Raw genomic sequence first — 19,517 nt, forward strand, 5'->3', positions numbered from 1 at the left:
GCGCGGGCAGCCAGCGGGCCTGCTGCTCGGCCGACCCGCCCAGCCGCAGCGCCTCGGCGGCGAGCACCGTGGCCAGCCACGGCCCCGGAGCCACGCCCGCACCGAGCGCCCGGGCCACGACCTGGGCGTCGACGAGGCCGAGCCCGAGCCCGTCGTGCTCCTCGGGGACGAGGACGGCGAGCGCCCCCTGGTCCGCGAGCCCCTTCCACAGCGTCAGCGGGTGCCCGTCCCCCTGGGGGTCCTCGTCGACGCCGCGGTCGGCATCCAGGTCGAAGCGGTCCGCGAGGAACTCGGTGACGGTCGAGGCGAACGCCTGCTGCTCGTCGGTCAGTGCGAAGAACACTCCTGACTCCTCTACCGCGGAAGGCCGAGCACGCGCTCGGCGACGATGTTGCGCTGGACCTGCGACGAGCCGCCCCAGATGGTCACCGACCGGGACCAGTGGTCCTGGGCGTGGAAGGGCGAGAGGTCGACGTCCGGGCGCGGGGCGGCGAGCGTGGCCTCCGGGCCGAGGACCTTCTCGAAGGCCTCCCAGAGGTCCTGGAACGCCTCGGACCACTGCAGCTTGGTCATCGAGGACTCCGAGCCCAGGTCCCGGCCCTGCTCGGTCTGGGTGAGGATGTGCATGGCGTGGTAGCGCAGGCACTCCAGCTCGACGAGGCAGCGGGCGAGCTCCTGGCGGGCCACCGGGTCGTCGGCGCGGCCGAAGCGCTTCGCCTCGGCCACGATCTCGTCGTACTGGCGGCGGAACTCGGTGTACTGCCCGACGCCGGAGGCGCCGCGCTCGAACGAGAGCAGCAGCATCGCCGTGCGCCAGCCCTGCCCGATCTCCCCGAGGCAGTCCTTGGCCGGGACGCGCGCGTCGGTGAAGAACACCTCGCCGAACTCGCTGGCGCCGCTCATCTGCTTGAGCGGACGCGCCTCGACCCCGGGCTGGTTCATGTCGATGAGCAGCATCGAGATGCCCTTGTGCTTCTCCGAGCCCGCCTCGGTCCGCACCAGCGTGAAGATCTTGTCGCCGTGCATGGCGTTCGTCGTCCAGATCTTCTGGCCGTTGACGACGAAGTCGTCGCCGTCACGGACGCCGCGGGTCGACACCGCCGCGAGGTCGGATCCGGCGCCGGGCTCGGAGAAGCCCTGGCACCAGATCACCTCGTTGCGCAGCATCGGACCGATGATCTCGGAGCGCTGCTCCGGGGTGCCGATGGCCATCACGGTGGGCGCGAGGAAGGTCAGCCCGAGGGTGTTGACGGTCTGCGGGGCACGCGCCCGGATCGTCTCCTCGTCGTAGATCGCCTTCATGCCGGGTGTCCCGCCGCGGCCGCCGTACTCGACGGGCCACTGGATGCCGGAGAAGCCTGCCGCGGTCTTGCGGGCCTCCCAGTCCCGGCGCTTCTCGAACGACTCGGCGTCGTCCAGCGCGGCCCAGTACCCGGGCTCGGTCCACTCCGTGGGGATGTTCTGCGCCAGCCAGGTCCGCAGCTCCGTGCGGAACTGCTCCTCCTCGGCGGTGTAGGTCAGGTCCACATCGGCTCCAAGGCTCTCCGCGGGTCGGCCGGTACGCATCCGGCCCGCGGTGCACTCTCGCAGGTCCGCCCACCGCCTGCACTACCGGCGGGTAGCCCGGCCGTGTCCATGTCAGGAAAGTCCCGTTGCAGACGTCCAGTGTCCGCAACGGGACTTTTCTGACGTCGCTCCCGAGGTCCCGGGGCGGTCAGCAGTGCAGGACGCCCTGCCGCTCCTTCAGTGCGAGGACCCGCCGCACGGCGTCCTGGGCGCGGGCCGCGAAGGCCGGTTCCTTCGCCGCGGCGGTGATCGCGCCGAGCATCGGCGTGAGGTCCTGCGGCTGGATCGTCAGCAGGAGGTCCCCGCCCGCGGCGAGGAACTTCGTGGCCCGGGCACCGACCGGGGTGTCGGCCAGTGCCTGGGCGGCGCCCACGTCGTCGGTCATGATCACGCCGGTGAAGCCGAGGCGGCCGCGGAGCACGTCACGCATGATCGTCGACGAGAACAGCGCCTGGTTGTCCGGATCGATCTTCGAGTAGCGGGCCGAGGACATCATCACCAGCGGCGCGCCCGCTTTGATGCCCGCCGCGAACGAGCCCAGCTGCGGGGAGTCGGCGCCGGTCTTGTCGTCGACCACGCCGCCGGCGAAGTCGGTGTTCTGACGGACCTCCCCGAGCCCGGGGAAGTGCTTGAGCGTCGACGCCACCTTCGCGTCGCGCATCCCGGCCACGAACGCCGACACCGCGGGCGCCACGGTGTCCACGTCGGTGCCGAACTGCCTGCCGAACTTCCCGACGGGGGCGTTCGCCGTGCCCAGGGCCGGGTCGACGACGTCGGCCACCGGCGCCAGGTCGGCGGTGACCCCGACGTCGCGCAGCTCCTTGCCCCACGTCCGGGCGTCGCCGCGCAGCGCGCCCGCGTCCTTGCCCTGGGTGGTGGCCGGCGGGATCTGGCTGAAGCCCGGCCCCTTCAGCTCCTGGACCTTGCCGCCCTCCTGGTCCGCGGTGACGAGCATCGGCACGTCGGCGCCGCCGGTGGCCTGCGCGCTGGTGACGACCTGGGTGACGTCGTCGGAGCTCGCGGTGTCTCCGTCGGTGAGGATGATCCCGCCCGGCTCCTTCGTGAGCGCGGCGCGGGCCGCCGGACTGACCCCGCCCGCGGGCACCCCGACGACGACGAGCTGCGCCCACCGCTGGGCGGGCGTGAGCCGGTCGTAGGTGGCGTTGACGCAGGGCGATGATCCCGGCGGTCCCGCGGCCGCCGTCGTCGTGGGCGCCGGGCTCGCGGAGCTCGCGGCGGTCGGCGAGGCACCGGGGATCGGCGGCACGGCCGGGGCCTCCGCCGACCCGCACCCGGCGAGCAGACCCGCGGCGAGCACCGCCGCCCCGGCGAGGCGGACCGGGCGCGAGGCCGCGGTGTCGGGCGGACGGGGCGGTCGCGGGTCCGGGCAGGGCGTCATCGCGGGCCAGCGTAGGGACCAGGTCCGATCACCGAGGCCGCCGGTCGTCGAGAGTCCCCGAAGGTGCGCTCCGCGCTCGTGAGCAGTGAGCCGGCCAGCTCGTCCGGCCAGCTCGCCCGGCCGAGTGGACCCCGAGGGCTGCGGCGACAGCCATGGGGGTCCACTCGGCGGCCGGTGGCCCTCGCCGGCACGCTCGATCGACCGACTCCATGGCCGGGATGACTACTCACGGTGCCATCGGCCACCTCATGGACCACGATGTATCCATGGTCTCGACCCGGCGCACGGTCACCCTGCACGGACACCGCATGGCGTATCTGGAATCGGCGCCGGCGGACGGCGACCCCTCGGCGGAGGTCGTCGTCCTCATCCACGGCGTCGCGGGCAGCTCCGCGACCTGGGCGCCGGTGATCGAGCGCCTGGAGCACGACGGGTCCCGGCACCGGTTCCTCGCGCCCGACCTGCTCGGGCACGGGGAGTCGACTGGGCCGAGCGGGGACTTCTCGATTGGCGCCTACGCCAACGGGCTGCGCGACATGCTCTCCGCCCTCGGACACCGGCGCGTGACGGTCGTCGGGCACTCGCTCGGCGGCGGCGTGGCGATGCAGTTCGCCTACCAGTTCCCGGAGCTCTGCTCCCGGCTCGTCCTCGTGTCGTCGGGCGGGCTCGGCCGCGGGGTCAGCCCGACGCTGCGGCTGGCGTCGCTGCCCGGCGCGGGCGTCGTCGTGCCGCTGCTGGCCCGTAGCGGCGCGCTCGGCCTCGGGGTGGCGGCCCTGCGCGCGGCCGCCGCGCTCCCGTTGCGCCCGGCCCAGCGGGTGTCACTGACCGAGTACGCGCGCCACGCGGGCTCGCTGACCGAGCGCGCGCACGCCGACGCGTTCGTCGACACCATCCGTGGCGTCATCGGACCGTGGGGCCAGCGGGTCAGCGGCACCGACCGGCTCTACCTGACCGAGGGCCTGCCCACGCTCGTCGTCTGGGGCAGGCGTGACCCCATCATCCCGGTCGGCCACGCGTACCGCGCCGCCTCGCTCATGCCCGGCAGCACCCTCGAGATCTTCGACGACTCGGGCCACTTCCCGCACTGCGACGAGCCCGCCCGCTTCGCGGAGCTGCTCGCCGGCTTCTGCGACGCGACCGAGCCCGCGGACCTCGACGCGGAGTCCCTCGGGCCGCGGCTGGCGGCCGACGGCGCCTGAGCGTCCTCAGTGCCCCAGGTTGCGGCACTGGTAGCAGAGGGCGGGCGGCACGTTGCGCCACACCGTCGGCGTCACCCGCACCTCGTCGAAGCTCTCCTCCAGCAGCTCGCGGAAGCGCCGCTGGGTGGGCAGGTTCGTCACGTGGCGGTAGGCGAACGTGGTGAACACGCCGCCGGGCACCAGCACCCGCGAGACCTGCTCCATGATGCCGCGCTGCGCCTCGCGCGAGAACAGCGTCCACGGCAGGCCGCTCACCACGGCGTCGACCTGCGTGATCCCGATGTCGGCGAGCTGCTTCTGGAGGTCCTTCGCGTCCCCGCGCACGACCTCGAGCCACGGCCGCGTCCGGGTCAGGTGCGCGACCATCCCCGGGTCGATCTCGACGGCGACGTGGCGCGCCTCGGGGGGCAGGCGTCGGCGCAGGGCCTGGGACACCACCCCGGTCCCGGGGCCGAGTTCCACGACGGTCACGTTCGGATCGACGGGGGCGACCGACGCGAGCAGGTCGCACAGCGCCCGCCCGCTCGGGGCGACCGCCCCGATCACACCGGGGCTGCGCACGGCCGAGGAGACGAACGTCAGGAGGTCACGAGCTGCCGTCACGACGGCAGACTCCCAGGTCCGGCGCGGAGGGACCAGCCGGAACGGGGTTCGTCACGACCTCACCGCGGATCGATGACGCGCATGACGATGTAGACGACGATCAGCAGGATCATCATCGAGAGATCCAGACTCATGTTCCCGATGCGCACGGCGGGGATGAGCCTCTTGAGCAACTTCACCGGCGGGTCGGTGACCCGGTACATCAGCTCCAGGCTGACCGCGGTCCCGCCGGCCGGTCGCCAGTCGCGCGCGAAGCCCCGGACGACCTCGACGACGAGGCGCCCGATGATGAAGAGGTAGAACACGAACAGGACGTAGTAGACGACCAGCAGGATCGTGTCCGTCGGGCTCGCGAGCATGGCTCCACTATGGCCCGTTCTCGTACGGCCGGTGTGGGCCACCCCCGCCCGAATCGTCCCGGGACCCCCTCGCTGCGAGGCTGGGCGACGTGATCCTCCACATCTGCCCGCGCACGGACTGGGACGCCGCGGGCGAGGCCCTGAGACCCGCCTCCCTGGACTCCGAGGGGTTCGTCCACTGCTCGGACCCCGGCACCGTCGCCCTGCCCGCCTCGGCCATCTACACGGGGCGGACGGACCTGCTGCTGCTCGAGGTGGACCCGGGCCGCGTCGGGGCTCCGGTGCGGTGGGAGCCGGGCGTGCGCGACGGCCGGGTCGAGCCCTCGGGCCCCTGGTTCCCGCACGTGTACGGGCCGCTGCCGCGGGCCGCCGTCGTCGCCGTGCACGCCTTCCCGCCCGAGGACGACGGGACGTTCCGGCTGCCCGCCGCGCTCGCCGAACGCTGAGCCGACCCGGAAACGACGAAGGCCCCGATCTCGCGAGGAGGTCGGGGCCTTCGTGGTGGTAGCGGGGACAGGATTCGAACCTGTGACCTCTGGGTTATGAGCCCAGCGAGCTACCGAGCTGCTCCACCCCGCGCCGCACCGGAGCTTTCCCGGTGATGATGAGAAGACTACCGGGCGGTGAACCGTCGGCTCGCACGGGGGGTGGGAGGGGAGCGGGGCCGGGCCGGGAACGACGAAGGCCCCCGATCTCCGGAGAGATCGAGGGCCTTCGTGGTGGTAGCGGGGACAGGATTCGAACCTGTGACCTCTGGGTTATGAGCCCAGCGAGCTACCGAGCTGCTCCACCCCGCGTCGCAGGAAGAACGCTACGCGACGCGGGGTGGCCGCCGATCACCCGGGGTCCGATCGGCTCGACGGCTACGAGCCCGTCGCCGCCCGGTACTGGTTGATGGCGGTGGCCAGGTCCTGCTGGGCCTGCCCGATCCCGGCGAAGTCACCCTGCTGCTGCGCGGTGCGCAGCCGGGCCAGCGCGGCGTTCATCGCGTTGACCGAGGAGGTGATCTGCGGCGACGCCGCGGTCGCCGCGCCTCCCGTCGCCGGGGCGGCCGCGGTGCCCTGCTGGGCCTGACCCGTGGCCGCCGCCTGCGGGGCCTGCGGCGTCGCGGCCGAGCCCGGCGCCGCCGTGGCCGTCCCCGAGGAGCCGAACACCTGCGTGAGGGCCTCCGGGAGCCCCGGGGCGTAGCCGATCTTCCCGCCGAAGCTCACGAGCACGCGGGAGAGCTGCGGGAAGGACGACTCCTGGTTGGAGCGCTCGATGTAGACCGGCTCCACGTAGAGCAGGCCACCCGCGATCGGCAGGGTGAGCAGGTTGCCGTAGAGCACCTGCGTGCCCTGCTGGCGCAGCAGATTCAGCTCGGTGGAGACCTGCGGCGAGGACAGGAACTGCGTCTGGACCTGCTGCGGACCCTGGGTCTGGGTGTCGGTCGGCAGCTGCAGCAGCGTCATCTGCCCGTACGTGGCCGGATCGGAGCTCACCGACAGGTAGGCCGAGAGGAACTCCCGTCGCAGGCTGACCAGGGCCGTCGTCAACTGGAACTGCGCGGTCGACTGACTGCCGCGCCGCGGGTCGTCGGCGAGCAGGTAGTACGGCGGCTGCGGGTCCCCGGCGGCGGCCGCGGCGTCGCTCGTCGGGTCCGAGGGCACGTCCCAGAACGACACCGTCGAGTAGAACTCGTTCGGGTCCGAGACGTGGTAGCGGGTGAGCAGGTCGCGCTGGACCTTGAACATGCCCTCCGGGTAGCGGTAGTGCGCCCGCAGGTCCGGCGGGACGGCCGACGCCGGCTTGACCACCCCCGGGAAGGTCTTCTCCCAGGTCTGCAGCACGGGATCGCTCGGGTCGTTCTCGTAGAGGTCGACCTGACCGGTGTAGGCGTCCACGGTGGCCTTCACCGAGTTGCGCATGTAGCCCGCGTCCTGGGGCGCGAGGGTCCCGTTGTTCGCGGAGTCGCGGGTCGCGTCGCCGAGCCCGACCTGCTGGGCGTAGGGGTAGCGCGGCAGCGTCGTGTAGCCGTCGACGATGTACTTGATCTGCCCGTTGACCACGGCCGGGTAGATGTCGTTGTCCAGCTGCAGCCACGGCGCGACCTTCTGGACGCGCTCCAGCGGGCTGCGGTTGTACATGATCCGCGAGTTGTCGCCGATCGAGCTGTTGAACAGGATGTTCCGCTCGAAGCCGTAGTAGGCGAAGAACGCCAGCCGCGACAGCGGGTTCGCCAGCGGGACCCCGCCGGGTCCGGCGTAGGTGGACTGCTTGGTGTCGGTGTCGTACTCCCGGGGCGGCGTGCCCGGGTCGGCGCCGACGATCGCGTAGTCGTCGGGCTGGTCGACCAGTTCGCCGTAGTAGATCCGCGGCTGCTGCAGGCCGAACTGCCCGGGGGTGTCGAGGTCGGAGACCTGGAACTGCGGATAGCCGCCCTGGCCGCCGTTGGAGTCCAGGGGGGCGTTGACGGTGTTCGCCGGAGCCGCGACGAACCCGTTGCCGTGGGTGTAGACGAGGTGACGGTTGATCCAGTCCAGCTGGTTCCCGGCGAGGTTGTTCGGGTCGATCTCGCGGGAGGCCACCACGTAGTCCTGGGTGCGCCCGTTCACCGTGTAGCGGTCGACGTCGAGGGCCGGGGCGAACCCGTAGAAGTTCCGGCGCTGCTCGAGCTGGGTGAACGTGCGCGACAACCGGTTCGGGTCGAGCAGGCGGATGTTCGGCACGGTCGCCTGGTCGCTCCCGACGGCCTGCTGCACACCGGCGGCGCTCTGGTCGGTGGTGCCCGCGTAGGGCTGCACGGCCACCTTGTCCGGGGTGATCGCGAATGCCTGTCTGGTGGCCTGGATATTTCGGTCGATCGAGACCGCCTCGCGCTGGTTGGCGTTGGGGCGGACCGAGAACTGCTCGAGGACCGCGGGCCACGCCGCGCCGATGAGCACGCTGGACAGGATCAGCAGCGCGAGGGCGATCGCGGGAATCTGCAGATTGCGCAGGAACACCGCGGCGAAGAAGGCGGCCGCGCAGATCACCGCGATGAGCAGCAGGATCAGCTTGGCGGGCATCGCGGCGTTGAGGTCGGTGTAGCTGGCGCCGTAGAAGTTGGCGCCGCCGGCCGAGGCCTTGCGGTCGGAGAACAGCAGCTCGTACCGGTCGAAGAAGTACGCGACCGCCTTGAGCAGCACGAACGTCCCGGCGAGCACGGCGAGATGGGCGCGCGCGGCCGTCGCGAGCGAGCCGTTGCGGCCGGCGAGGCGGATGCCGCCGAAGACGTAGTGGGCGACGAGCGCGGCGAGGAAGCTGAGGCCCACGCCGACGAAGAGCCAGGAGAGCACCGCACGCCAGAACGGCAGCGCGAAGACGTAGAAGCTGATGTCGTGCCCGAACACCGGATCGACCTGGTTGAACGGGGTCTGGTGCAGGAACAGCTGTGTGGTCTGCCAGTCGCCCTGCGCCGAGAGCGCGGCGATGATCGCGACGAGCAGCGGGATGCCGATCGCGAACAGCCGCGGGTGGGAGAGGACGACGGTGCGGTACCGCGCGACCGGGTCCTCGGGACCGGCGACGGGGACGAACACCGGTCGCGTGCGGTAGGCGATGTAGAGGTTGACCGCGATCAGCCCGCCCATGAAGACGGCGGCGATGACGGCCTGCACGATGCGGGTGAACAGCACCGTGGAGAAGACGTTGCGATAGCCGACCTCGCCGAACCACGCCCAGTCGACGTACACGTCGACGAGGCGCGCGAGGGCGATCAGCACCACGAGCACGACCGCGCCCAGCACCAGCAGGGACTTCGTTCGCCGGGACAGCTGCGGGTTCCCGGTCGCCGGCCGGTTGGCCACTGTCGGTCACACTCCAAGCGGGGACGGGTGCTTTCGGGGTCGAGGCCGCCGCTGGAGCGGGCTCGGTGTGTGAACTCTACGAACGCCGTGTGGGTTCCCTGTGCTCCGTGTTCCTCGTGTCGGATTCTCCGGTGGGAGGACCCGGTCAGCAGGTCGGAGGCATCCGCCCGGCTGCGAGGTCCTGCACGGCCGACACACCTTCGCGCAGGTCGGACACGCGCGCCAGGGTCAACCCCGAAGGAGCGGAGCGCGCCGCCTCGGAACAGTTGCCCGCGGGCACGAGGAACGCTCCGGCGCCGTCGTCGCGGGCGGCGTCCATCTTGAAGCGGATGCCGCCGATCGGGCCGACGCGGCCGTCGGCGTCGATCGTGCCGGTCCCGGCGATGGTCTTGCCGCCGGTCAGCTCGCCGGGGGTCAACTTGTCGACGATGGCGGTGGCGAAGATCAGCCCGGCGGACGGACCGCCGACGTCGGCGAGCCCGATCTTGATGTTCGCGGGCGAGACGACCTCCGACGCCGCGGTGATCCCGAGGTAGCCGCGTGACGGGTCGCCCGGCCGCGCCGCAGCGGTGACGGTGACGTCGCGGGTGTCCGGGCCGCGCTGGATCCGCACGACGACGGGAGCGCCCGGGCCGACGGCGCCGACGGCGTCGACCACGTCCTGCGGGCTCGTCACGGCCCGCCCGGCGATGGCGAGGACCCGGTCCCCCGGGTTCAGCTGGCCTGCGGACGGGCCGGGCGCGGTCACGTCCCCGATCTGGACCGCGGACGGGTAGCCGAGGTAGTGCAGCGCGGCGGTCTGGGCGTCGTTCTCGGACTGGGAGAACTGCCGGGTGTTCTCGGCGTCGACCTGCTGGCTGGACTGCCCGGTGGGATAGACCTGCTCGCGGGGCACCACCTCGTGCGAGCCGGTGACCCACATGGCGACGGCCCCGAACAGCGTCACCTGGCTGGTGACCGCGACCGTGGTCATCCGGAGCTGGCCCGACGTCGGGTAGGTCGGCACCGGACCGGACACGTCGATGATGGGGCGCCCGGACTGGTCGCTCAGCACGTCGAAGGTGGGCCCGTCCCCGAGGGCGACGAACGGCACGCGCACCGTCGCACCGGCCAGACCGAGGACCGCGGCGAGCACGAGCCCGAGGGCGATCGTCGCGCGCAGTCGGGTCACGGGCGGGCAGGGTAGTGATCGAGGCTGTGGGGTCCGCGTCCGGTGGGTCGGTGTGTTCGCTGTGGGCTTGCGGAGAAGACCCTGGGAGCACCCTCGGTCGGGCGTCACCGCAGCGTGTCACGCGTACCGTGGGGCGGCATGAGTGACCTGCCCTTCGGCTTCGGCCCGTCCGACCCAGACGACCCCAAGCACCAGGGGTCCTCCGGGTCCGGGTCCGGCGGCTCCGATTCCGGCGGGTCGGCTTCCGGCGGCTTCGGCTTCGGTCCCGGAGGCGAGGGCAACCCGTTCGCGGCCTTCGGGGGCGGCGCCGGCGGGGCGGGCGGGTTCGACATCGGCCAGCTCGGCCAGATGCTCACCCAGCTCGGGCAGATGCTCTCGCAGTCCGGCGGTCCCGGCGGCGGTGACGGCGGGCCGGTGAACTACCAGCTCGCGGCGCAGATGGCGCACCAGCAGCTGGGCGCGCGCGGCTCGAAGAAGCCGACCGCCGAGCAGCGTTCCGCGATCGAGGAGTCGCTGCGTCTGGCGGAGCACTGGCTCGACGACGCGACCACGCTGCCCTCCGGGGTCTCGACGGTCACCGCGTGGTCGCCGAACGACTGGGTGGACGCCACCGTGCCCACCTGGCAGCGCCTGTGCGATCCGGTGGCGCACCGTGTCGCGGGCGCCTGGGTCGAGGGACTGCCCGCCGAGGCGCGCGAGATGGCGGGCCCCATGCTCGGGATGATCTCGCAGGTCGGGGGCATGGCGTTCGGCTCGCAGCTCGGCTCGGCGCTCGGCCAGCTCGCCGGCGAGGTGCTCACGTCCTCCGACGTCGGGCTGCCCCTGGGCCCCGAGGGCACCGCCGCCCTGCTCCCGGAGGCGGTCTCCCGCTTCACCGAGGGCCTGGACCGGCCCTCGAGCGAGGTGCTGGTCTTCCTCGCCGCGCGCGAGGCCGCCCACCACCGGCTCTTCGGTCACGTGCCGTGGCTGCGCCAGCGCCTGCTCGCCACCGTCGAGGAGTTCGCGCACGGCATCACGATCGACACCTCACGGATCGAGGAGCTCGCCCGCGACCTCGACCCGTCGAACCCCGCCGCGATCGAGCAGGCGATGTCGTCCGGGCTCTTCGAGCCGCAGACCACCGAGGCGCAGAAGGCCGCGCTCGGCCGGCTGGAGACCCTGCTCGCGCTCGTCGAGGGCTGGGTGGACCACGTCGTCGCGCAGGCGATCGGCGAGCGGCTCCCCGGCGCGAACGCGCTGCGGGAGAGCATGCGTCGCCGCCGCGCCTCGGGCGGGCCCGCCGAGCAGACCTTCGCGACCCTGGTCGGGCTGGAGCTGCGTCCCCGCCGGCTGCGCGACGCCGCGGAGCTGTGGCGGCGCCTCGGCGAGGAGCGCGACATCGACGGGCGCGACGCGGTCTGGGCGCACCCGGACCTGTTGCCGACCGCCGAGGACCTCGACGACCCGGCGTCCTTCCTGCGCGGTCGCTCGAACCTCGCCGAGGGGTCGGGCGGCGGGTCCGAGTCCTTCAGCGACCTCGACGACCCGATCGCGCGCCTCGAGCAGGAGATGCGCGCGGAGCGGGAGTCGGGGAAATCGGCCCCCGAGGACGGCTCGTCCGACGACGGGTCGGCGTCCGGTGAGGGCAGCGGCGGGCCGGAGGGGCCGAAGACCTGACGTCAGTCGGCGTCGTCCGGCTCCTCGGAGTCCGCCTCGCCACCGATCTCGAGGCCGGCCCCGGCGGACAGGCCCTCCAGGTAGCCGATCGCGCGCTCGCTGCGGGGGTAGCGCGCCTCCAGCGCACGGAAGGCCGGGCCGTGGTTGCCCTCGCGCAGGTGCACCAGCTCGTGGACCAGGACGTGGTCGAGCACCCACCCGGGGACCTCGCGCAGGCGTTCGCTGACCCGGATCGTGGCGTCGACCGGGGTGCACGACGCCCAGCGGGTGCGCATCGGGCGGGTCCAGCGGACCGACGCGGGCCGGGGCCACCGGCCGTCGGGGGCCGCGGCGTCCAGGTGCTCGCGGGCGAGGCGGTCGGCGCGGGACGCGAGGTCGTCGTCGCCGGCTCGGCGACCCGGGCGGCGGCGCCGGTCCGAACGCTCCAGGCGCTGCAGCATCTTCTCGACCCAGTGCTTCTCCTCGGCCCGGGTCATCGAGGCGGGCACCGAGACGATGACCCGGTTGCCCTCGCGCCGGGCGTTGACGGTGCTGCGGCGCCGCGCGCTGCGCCGCACCTCCACCTCGGGCCGTCCCGGTTCCGCGTCGCCGTCCTCGCCCACGTCGGACCACGCTAGGCGACGGATCCGACGGGCCCGCCCGTGCGTCCAAGTCCCGTGACGACCTCGCCGCTCCCCCGCCGCCCCGACGACCGGCCCGTCCTGCTCTGGCGCGACGCCACCACCGCGCAGTTCGGCGCCGACCCCGCGACCGCGCTCACCCTCGCCGACCTCACCCCGCCCCTCGCGTCGCTGGTCCGGGCCCTCGACGGCGCGACGCCGCCCGCGCTCGCCGTCGCCGACGCGGTCGCCCGGGGCGGCACGCCCGGCGACGTGACCACCGTCGTCGCGGCGCTGGCGCAGGCCGGGATGCTCATCGCGGGGCGCCCAGCTCCGGCGACGGCGTACGTGCGCGTCCACGGCGGCGGGCGCCTCGGCACGGCGGTCGCGGTGCTGCTGGCCGGCGCGGGGGTGGGCCGGGTCGCGGTCCGCGCGGCGGGCACGGTGGCGGCCGACGACGTCGGGACGGGGCTGCGCGACGCCGACGTCGGCCGTCCCGCGGTCGTCGCCGTGGCGGAGGCGGTCGCGCGGGCCGCAGCCGCCGTCGGCGTCGGGGAGCCCACACGCCGGCGTCCCGAGCTCGCCGTGCTGGTCGGCGCCGCGGCCGCCGATCCCGTGCTGTCGGCGCGGCTGCACACCCGTCACCAGCCCCACCTCGCGGTGACCGTCCAGGGCGGTCGCGGGACCGTGGGGCCGCTCGTCGTCCCGGGGCGCGGCTCGTGCCTGCGCTGCGCCGACCGGCATCGTGCCGCCGCCGATCCCGCCTGGCCCCGGCTCACGGCCCAGCTAGCCGGCCGCCCGGTGACCGTGGGCGTCGCGACGGCCTCCGCGGTGGCCGCCCTCACCGTCGAGCACGTCCTGGACCACCTGGTGGACGGGACGTCCCGGCTGATCGATTCGGCCCTGGAGCTGGACCTCGGCGTGAGCACGCTCACCCGGTGCCTCCGGCCTGCACACCCCGGCTGCTCCTGCGGGGCGTCGTCCCGGACGGTCCGCCCTGGGCGCGCCGTGCGCGAGCAGCCGGGGGACAATCGGGGACGTGACGTCCGATGACATCCCGCGCCGCACGGTCCAGCGCTCCGCTCGGCTGGCGTCGCTCCCGCTCGGATTCGCGTCACGCACGGCGGCCGGATGGGGTCGGCGGCTCGCGGGCGGGGACGCGGGGGAGATCTCCGCGGACGTCGCGCGCCGCGGGGCCGAACAGCTGTTCGCCGTGCTGGGCGAGCTCAAGGGCGGCGCCATGAAGTTCGGGCAGGCGCTCTCGGTGTTCGAGGCCGCCGTCCCGGACGAGCTCGCCGAGCCCTACCGCGAGGCCCTCACCCGCCTGCAGACCGCGGCGCCGCCGATGCCGGCCGCCCGGACCCACCGGGTGCTCGCGGAGCAGTTCGGGCGCGGCTGGCGCGACCGGTTCCGCGAGTTCGACGACACCCCGGCGGCCGCGGCCAGCATCGGCCAGGTGCACCGCGCGGTGTGGGGCGACGGGCGCGAGGTCGCGGTCAAGGTGCAGTACCCGGGCGCGGAGGAGGCCGTGATGGCCGACCTGCGCCAGCTGCAGCGCTTCGCCCGGGTCATCCAGCCGATGGTGCCGGGCCTCGAGATCAAGCCGCTCCTGCAGGAACTGCGCGACCGGATGTCCGAGGAGCTCGACTACCGCGACGAGGCCGACGCCCAGCGCGCCTTCGCGGCCGCGTTCGAGGGCGACGAGCACGTCGTCGTGCCGCGCGTCGTCGCCTCCGCGCCGAAGGCGATGGTCTCGGAGTGGATCGAGGGCACGCCGCTCTCGCAGATCATCCGGACCGCCGAGCCCGAGGAGCGCGACCGAGTCGGGCTGCTGCTGTCGACCTTCCACTTCTCCGCGCCCGCCCGCGTCGGGCTGCTGCACGCCGACCCGCACCCGGGCAACTTCCAGATCCTGTCCGACGGCCGGCTGTGCGTGATCGACTTCGGGGCGATCGCCCGGCTGCCCGACGGCCTGCCGCACGAGCTCGGCGAGATGCTCGCGCTGTCCGTGGAGGACCGCTCGGAGGAGCTGCTCGAACTGCTGCGCAAGCTCCATTTCATCCTGCCGGACACCGACATGTCCGCCGAGCGCGCCATGGCCTACCTGGGCCCGCTGGTCGACCCGCTGCGCGCGGAGAAGTTCCACTTCACCCGGGAGTGGATCCGCGGGCAGGCCGAGCGGCTGGGCGACCTGCGGCGTCCCGAGTTCGAGACCGGGCGCGGGCTGAACCTGCCGCCGCAGTACCTGCTCATCCACCGGGTCACGCTCGCCTCCGTGGCGGTGCTCTGCCAGCTCGATGCGGAGATCCCGATGCGGTCGATCTTCCGCGACTGGCAGCCCGGCTTCGACCTCTGAGTCCCCGGCCGCGTTCTGAGCGAAGGGCGCCCTCGGTCGGATAGATCGACCGAAGGTGCCCCTCGCCCGGAACCAGAACCTCCCCCGGCGACGGCGGGCCTCACGCCACGCCGGCCGCCTGCCGGGCCGCCGCGATCTCGGCGTCGCGGGCGAGGTCGGCCTTGCTCGGCCGGCCCCGCGGCCGCTTGCGGGCGATGACGGCGCCACGGTCGAGGATTTCGCCACCCCACACGCCGGCGAACTCCCGACGTTCCAGGGCTCCGGCCAGACACGACCGCCGGACCGGGCAGGCGTCACAGAGGATCTTCGCCTGCTCGAGCTCCGCGGGGCTCTCGGAGAACCACAGATCGTCGGTCTCGTCCCGGCACGGCAGGGAGACCGACCCGAGTATCTCGGGGGGAGAAGGGACGGAATGCATGCTCGGACCTCCTACGGCGGGTGTACGGGGATCACCCGGGAACCGCGGAGACCTCGTCGCCGAGACGACGAAGGCCGCGAACCCGGGGGTCCGCGGCCTCTTGATCGGGGGTGTGTCAGCCACACCCGCCGCTGGGACGCGGACGCTGGGGGTCGAGATCGATGTGCTGCTGGCGCTTGCGCGGCGACATGCCGACCGGGCGGCTGCCGACCTGCGGGGACACGTCTCCCGCGAGGACAGCCGTGATCGGCGTGGCCGCGAACGCACGCGTGCGACCGAGGCCCGCGAACGGGACCCCCTCGTGCGAGGGCGCCCAGCAGCGCGGGCCGGAGGCCGCGGCGACGCCGTACGGCGCGCACACATCGGTCACCCGGGACGGGGAGACGGGCGTGCCCGTGAGCAACAGCTTCATGATCAGCACACCTCCCGTCCTGAGGACTCGACCCGACACGTCCTGCGCCGGTGCGATCGAACCTAGGGGCCCCCGCGCGCGGTCCGCAACGGAATTTCCCCCGGAGGTCCGAGAACTTTTCTAGCCCGCGTGCTCCCGCACCATCGTCAGCACGTCGTCGCCGTAGCGCTCGAGCTTCGAGGCACCGATGCCGGGGATGGTGACCAGGCCCTTCGCGTCGGTCGGGCGCTGCTCGGCGAGGGCGACGAGGGTCGCGTCGGTGAACACCACGTAGGCGGGCACCGAGCGCTGCTTGGCCTCGTTCGACCGCCACGCCCGCAACGCGTCGAGGAGATCGACGTCGACGTCCGAGGGGTGCTCGGTGCAGCGTCCGATCTTCACCGCGCCCGGGTCGGACAGCGCCTTCCCGCACACCCGGCAGGCCACCTTCGAGACCTTGGCTTTGGGCCCGCCGTCGACGCCCGAGCCGGCCTTGCGGGCGGCGGGGTGGTCCTCGGGCACGAGGCCGTAGAGGAAGCGGCTGCGCCGTCGGCTCCGGCGCCCACCCGCCGAGCGGGAGAGCGCCCACGAGAGCCGCAGGTGGACCCGCGCCCGGGTGACCCCGACGTAGAAGAGCCGCCGCTCCTCCTCGACGGCGTCGTCGTCACCGTCGGCGTGCTGGATCGGCAGCGTGCCGTCGGTGAGCCCGACGAGGAACACCGCGTCCCACTCGAGGCCCTTCGCGGCGTGCAACGAGGCCAGCGTGACGCCCTGCACCGTCGGCGGGTGCTGGGCCTGCGCGCGGGCGTTCAGCTCGGCCAGGAACCCGGCGAACGTGGTCTCCGGGACGCTCTCGACGAGGTCGCCCGCGAGCTCCGCGAGCGCCCGCAGCGACTCCCAGCGCTGACGCTGCGCACCGTCGGCCGAGCTGCCTGCCGGGGGCACCTCGGTGAGGCCCTGCTCCCCCAGCACCGCGCGGACCGTCGTCACCACGTCGGCGCCGACGACGGCGTCGGGCCCGCCCTCGACCCGCCCCGCGGTGGTGCGCAGTGCAGCGATCGCGTTGCGGACCTCGGTGCGCTGGAAGAACCGTTCGCCGCCGCGCACCTGGTAGGCGATGCCGGCCTCCGAGAGTGCCTGCTCGTAGGCCTCGGACTGGGCGTTGACGCGATAGAGCACGGCGATCTCGGCGGCCGGGACGCCGTCGTCGACGAGTCCGCGGATCTGCTCGGCGACGGCGGCCGCCTCCGCGGGCTCGTCGTCGTGCTCGGTGAAGTCCGGCGCCGGGCCGGGCGGGCGCTGCCCCTCCAGCCGGAGCCGGGACCCGGCGGCCCGGCCGCGGGCGGCGCCGATGACGGTGTTCGCGGCCGCCACGACCTGCGGGGTGGAGCGGTAGTCGCGCACCAGCCGGACGACCTCGGCCTCGGGGAACGCGCGCGGGAAGTCCAGCAGGTAGGACGGGCTGGCCCCGGCGAACGAGTAGATCGTCTGGTTGGCGTCGCCGACGACGGTGAGGTCGTCGCGCCCGCCGAGCCACGCCGAGAGCAGCCGGTGCTGCAGCGGGGTGACGTCCTGGAACTCGTCGACGACGAAGCAGCGGTAGCGCTCGCGGAACTCGTCGGCGACCTCCGCGGAGCCCTCCAGCGCGCCCGCGGTGTGGAGGAGCAGGTCGTCGAAGTCGAGCTGCTCGGCGCGGTTCTTGAGCTGCTCGTAGCTCTCGTAGACCTGGGCCACCTGGTCGACCGGCGCGGGGGTGTCGCGCTGGGCCGTCGTCGCGGCCGTCGCGTAGGCGTCGGGCGCGATGAGGCAGGCCTTCGCCCACTCGATCTCGCTCGCGAGGTCGCGCAGCGACTCCCGTGTGGTGGCGGCGTTCGCGCGCTGGGCGGCCTGGCCGACGAAGCGCATCTTGTTGTCCAGCACCGGCCACACCTCGCCGCCGACCGCGCGCGGCCAGAAGTACCGCAGCTGGCGCAGCGCGGCCGCGTGGAAGGTCCGGGCCTGCACCCCGCCGACGCCGAGGTCGCGCAGCCGGGTGCGCATCTCCCCCGCGGCCCGCGCGGTGAACGTGACCGCCAGGACCTGGCCCGACCGCACCTGCTCGGAGCGCACGAGGTGGGCGATGCGGCGGGTGATGGTGCGCGTCTTGCCCGTCCCGGCGCCGGCGAGCACACAGACCGGGCCGCGCGGGGCGAGCACCGCGGCCCGCTGCTCGGGATCCAGGCCTTGCTCGGGGCTCTGCTGGGCCTGTGCCGCGGTCACCGTCACGACCCCATCGTCTCAACCCCGCCCGACGTCGTGGGGCGGGACGGGTCGGTCGGCGCGGCGCCGCCGGCGTCGACCCCCGCACCATCCCGGACGAACGACTCGTTCGTGGTGTCTATGTGCACGAACGAGTCGTTCGTTCCGAAGGGGGCGGGACGGACCGAGCCCTGCGACGGTACTGACCCGGGGTTTCCCCCGCGAGACGCGTGAACTGGCGGGTGAACGCGGGCTGGTCGTAGAACCCGCAGGCCACGGCCACCTCGGCGAGCGGCCGGTCGGTACCGGTGAGCAGAGCGCGGGCGCGGTCGATGCGGGCGCGCAGGACGAACTGGGTGGGAGCGAGCCCGAACACCGCCCGCATCCGACGGTCGAGCACCGACGGCGAGAACCCGGCCGCCGCGGCCATCTCCTCCACGCGTGGCGGGGCGTCGAGGCGGGACTCCACGAGCTCGACGACCCGCGACAGCGCCGGCATCGCCGGGTCCGACGCGTCGGCCGAGCGCAGGTCCTCCGAGACGCTCACGACGCCGGAGGTGGTCCCGTCGGGAGCCGTCACCGGGATCTTCGTCGTGAGGTACCACCCGGGGGACCCGCCCTCGCGGCGGATGAGCTCGAGCTCGTGGCGCAACGGGCCGCCGTCGGCGAGCACCCGGGCATCCTGCTCTTCGTACCGCTCGGCGAGGGCGGCCACGAACAGCTCGCCGGCCCGGCGGCCGATCACCTCGGCCCGGGTGCGCTGGTTGGTGCGCCGCACGAAGGCGTCGTTGACCTCGACGTAGCGCCCGTCGGCGTCCTTCGCGCAGAACATCACGCCGGTCAGCTCGGCGAACAGCGCGATCAGGGCGGGAGCGGGGACGTCCATGGTCGCCCTCCCGCCGCCAGGGAGCGGGAATCGTACAAGACCGTCACCGGGCCCGGGCCCGACGATGGAGCGCATGATCGAGCAGGTGACGGCACCGACGGGCGGCCTCGACACGGCCCTGGTGGAGCGCGCGGTCGCCCGTGCGGATCGCTGGAGCGCGGCCAGTGCGGCGACCGGGCACGACGCGGCGACCCGCCGGCTGGCGTCGCTGGTGCACGACCCCGACGGCGTCGAGTTCGCGCTGCACTTCGTCGACCGCGTCGCCCGCCCCGACGACGACGGCGTGGCCGCCCGGGAGCTCGCGCGTCTCGCGGGGCGCGGCGCGACGCTGCCGGGCTTCGCCTCGGCCCTCGACCGCGTGATGCTGCGGACCGGCGCAGCGCTCGCGCCCCGGGCCCCGCGCCTGGTGGTGCCGCTCGCGCGGCGGCGGCTGCGGGGCCTCGTCGGGCACCTCGTCGTGGACGCCTCGAGCCGCCCGCTGCGCCGCCACCTCGCCGCGGCCCGCGCCCGTGGCAGGCGGCTCAACCTCAACCTGCTCGGCGAGGCCGTCCTCGGCGAGGACGAGGCCGACCGCCGGCTGGCCCGCACGCTCGACCTGATCCGCCGACCCGACGTCGACTACGTCTCGGTGAAGGCCTCCTCGGTGGCGAGCCAGCTCGTCCCGTGGGACCTCGATGGCAGCCGCGACCGCCTCGTCCACCGTCTCGTCCCGCTGTTCGAGACCGCCCGCGACCACGGCGTCTTCGTGAACCTCGACATGGAGGAGTACAAGGACCTCCACCTCACGGTCGCGCTGTTCACGGCGCTGCTCGACACCCCCGCGCTGCACGGGTACTCGGCGGGCATCGT

General features: G+C 73.6%; 18 protein-coding genes and 2 tRNA genes. 6 read left to right on the forward strand and 14 right to left on the reverse strand.

Going from position 1 to position 19,517, the window contains the following annotated elements; genetic code table 11:
* From VGI02_RS11725 to VGI02_RS11735, 3 genes are all read right to left on the reverse strand, one after another.
* On the reverse strand, positions 1-343 hold a 343-nt coding region (locus VGI02_RS11725), incomplete at its 3' end, for an acyl-CoA dehydrogenase family protein (protein WP_331627535.1).
* Positions 344-354: 11 nt separating this feature from the next.
* Complete coding sequence (locus tag VGI02_RS11730) at positions 355-1,527, reverse strand: acyl-CoA dehydrogenase family protein (protein WP_331627536.1); 1,173 nt, start codon at positions 1,525-1,527, stop codon at positions 355-357.
* A 187-nt stretch (positions 1,528-1,714) separates the two neighbouring features.
* Entirely contained in the window at positions 1,715-2,965 is a 1,251-nt protein-coding gene (locus VGI02_RS11735; RefSeq protein ID WP_331627537.1) for a glycoside hydrolase family 3 N-terminal domain-containing protein, read from the reverse strand.
* A 266-nt stretch (positions 2,966-3,231) separates the two neighbouring features.
* Between VGI02_RS11735 and VGI02_RS11740 the strand changes: the two genes are divergently transcribed.
* Positions 3,232-4,164: an alpha/beta fold hydrolase gene (locus VGI02_RS11740; RefSeq protein ID WP_331627538.1), complete on the forward strand. Its 933-nt coding sequence runs from the start codon at positions 3,232-3,234 to the stop codon at positions 4,162-4,164.
* Positions 4,165-4,170: 6 nt separating this feature from the next.
* On the opposite strand, the gene VGI02_RS11745 is transcribed toward VGI02_RS11740, so the two are convergent.
* Entirely contained in the window at positions 4,171-4,767 is a 597-nt protein-coding gene (locus VGI02_RS11745; protein ID WP_331627539.1) for a class I SAM-dependent methyltransferase, read from the reverse strand.
* Between the two features lie 59 nt (positions 4,768-4,826).
* Positions 4,827-5,126 carry a YggT family protein gene (locus VGI02_RS11750; RefSeq protein WP_331627540.1) on the reverse strand — a complete coding sequence of 100 codons (300 nt, stop codon included), beginning with the start codon at positions 5,124-5,126 and terminating at the stop codon, positions 4,827-4,829.
* Positions 5,127-5,215: 89 nt separating this feature from the next.
* Between VGI02_RS11750 and VGI02_RS11755 the strand changes: the two genes are divergently transcribed.
* Positions 5,216-5,572, forward strand: coding sequence for a DUF952 domain-containing protein (locus VGI02_RS11755; RefSeq protein WP_331627541.1), 357 nt, complete (start codon positions 5,216-5,218; stop codon positions 5,570-5,572).
* Between the two features lie 56 nt (positions 5,573-5,628).
* On the opposite strand, the gene VGI02_RS11760 is transcribed toward VGI02_RS11755, so the two are convergent.
* From VGI02_RS11760 to VGI02_RS11775, 4 genes are all read right to left on the reverse strand, one after another.
* Positions 5,629-5,705, reverse strand: a tRNA-Met gene (locus VGI02_RS11760).
* A 141-nt stretch (positions 5,706-5,846) separates the two neighbouring features.
* A tRNA-Met gene (locus tag VGI02_RS11765) sits at positions 5,847-5,923 on the reverse strand.
* 66 nt (positions 5,924-5,989) lie between these two features.
* Positions 5,990-8,953 (reverse strand): UPF0182 family protein, encoded by a 2,964-nt coding sequence (locus VGI02_RS11770; RefSeq protein WP_331627542.1) that lies wholly within the window; start codon positions 8,951-8,953, stop codon positions 5,990-5,992.
* A 145-nt stretch (positions 8,954-9,098) separates the two neighbouring features.
* The gene (locus VGI02_RS11775) at positions 9,099-10,124 is read right to left on the reverse strand and encodes a YlbL family protein (RefSeq protein WP_331627543.1); all 1,026 of its coding nucleotides are present in this window, start codon (positions 10,122-10,124) and stop codon (positions 9,099-9,101) included.
* A 138-nt stretch (positions 10,125-10,262) separates the two neighbouring features.
* On the opposite strand from VGI02_RS11775, the gene VGI02_RS11780 reads away from it, so the two are divergent.
* On the forward strand, positions 10,263-11,780 hold the full coding sequence (locus VGI02_RS11780) for a zinc-dependent metalloprotease (protein ID WP_331627545.1): 1,518 nt from the start codon (positions 10,263-10,265) through the stop codon (positions 11,778-11,780).
* A 2-nt stretch (positions 11,781-11,782) separates the two neighbouring features.
* Here the strand turns inward: VGI02_RS11780 and VGI02_RS11785 are convergent, their stop codons facing one another.
* A complete protein-coding gene (locus tag VGI02_RS11785) occupies positions 11,783-12,382 on the reverse strand; it encodes a M48 family metallopeptidase (protein WP_331627546.1) in 600 nt (199 codons plus the stop codon).
* Between the two features lie 54 nt (positions 12,383-12,436).
* Between VGI02_RS11785 and VGI02_RS11790 the strand changes: the two genes are divergently transcribed.
* Positions 12,437-13,432: a TOMM precursor leader peptide-binding protein gene (locus VGI02_RS11790; RefSeq protein ID WP_331627547.1), complete on the forward strand. Its 996-nt coding sequence runs from the start codon at positions 12,437-12,439 to the stop codon at positions 13,430-13,432.
* Positions 13,419-14,735 carry an ABC1 kinase family protein gene (locus tag VGI02_RS11795; protein ID WP_331627548.1) on the forward strand — a complete coding sequence of 439 codons (1,317 nt, stop codon included), beginning with the start codon at positions 13,419-13,421 and terminating at the stop codon, positions 14,733-14,735. Before VGI02_RS11790 ends, VGI02_RS11795 begins: the two co-directional genes overlap by 14 nt.
* Positions 14,736-14,835: 100 nt before the next feature.
* Here the strand turns inward: VGI02_RS11795 and VGI02_RS11800 are convergent, their stop codons facing one another.
* The 4 genes from VGI02_RS11800 to VGI02_RS11815 form a co-directional block, all read right to left on the reverse strand.
* On the reverse strand, positions 14,836-15,153 hold the full coding sequence (locus VGI02_RS11800; RefSeq protein WP_331627549.1) for a WhiB family transcriptional regulator: 318 nt from the start codon (positions 15,151-15,153) through the stop codon (positions 14,836-14,838).
* Positions 15,154-15,268: 115 nt separating this feature from the next.
* Positions 15,269-15,565, reverse strand: a complete 297-nt coding sequence (locus VGI02_RS11805) for a hypothetical protein (protein WP_331627550.1) — start codon at positions 15,563-15,565, stop codon at positions 15,269-15,271.
* Between the two features lie 120 nt (positions 15,566-15,685).
* Positions 15,686-17,809 carry an ATP-dependent DNA helicase UvrD2 gene (locus VGI02_RS11810; protein WP_331627551.1) on the reverse strand — a complete coding sequence of 708 codons (2,124 nt, stop codon included), beginning with the start codon at positions 17,807-17,809 and terminating at the stop codon, positions 15,686-15,688.
* A gap of 112 nt (positions 17,810-17,921) precedes the next feature.
* A complete protein-coding gene (locus tag VGI02_RS11815; protein ID WP_331627552.1) occupies positions 17,922-18,668 on the reverse strand; it encodes a helix-turn-helix domain-containing protein in 747 nt (248 codons plus the stop codon).
* 73 nt (positions 18,669-18,741) lie between these two features.
* On the opposite strand from VGI02_RS11815, the gene VGI02_RS11820 reads away from it, so the two are divergent.
* Positions 18,742-19,517: proline dehydrogenase family protein (locus VGI02_RS11820; protein ID WP_331627553.1), on the forward strand; the 776-nt coding region annotated here is incomplete at its 3' end.

The sequence above is a fragment of the Actinomycetospora sp. genome (genome assembly GCF_036497245.1).
In the GTDB taxonomy this organism is placed as follows: domain Bacteria; phylum Actinomycetota; class Actinomycetes; order Mycobacteriales; family Pseudonocardiaceae; genus Actinomycetospora.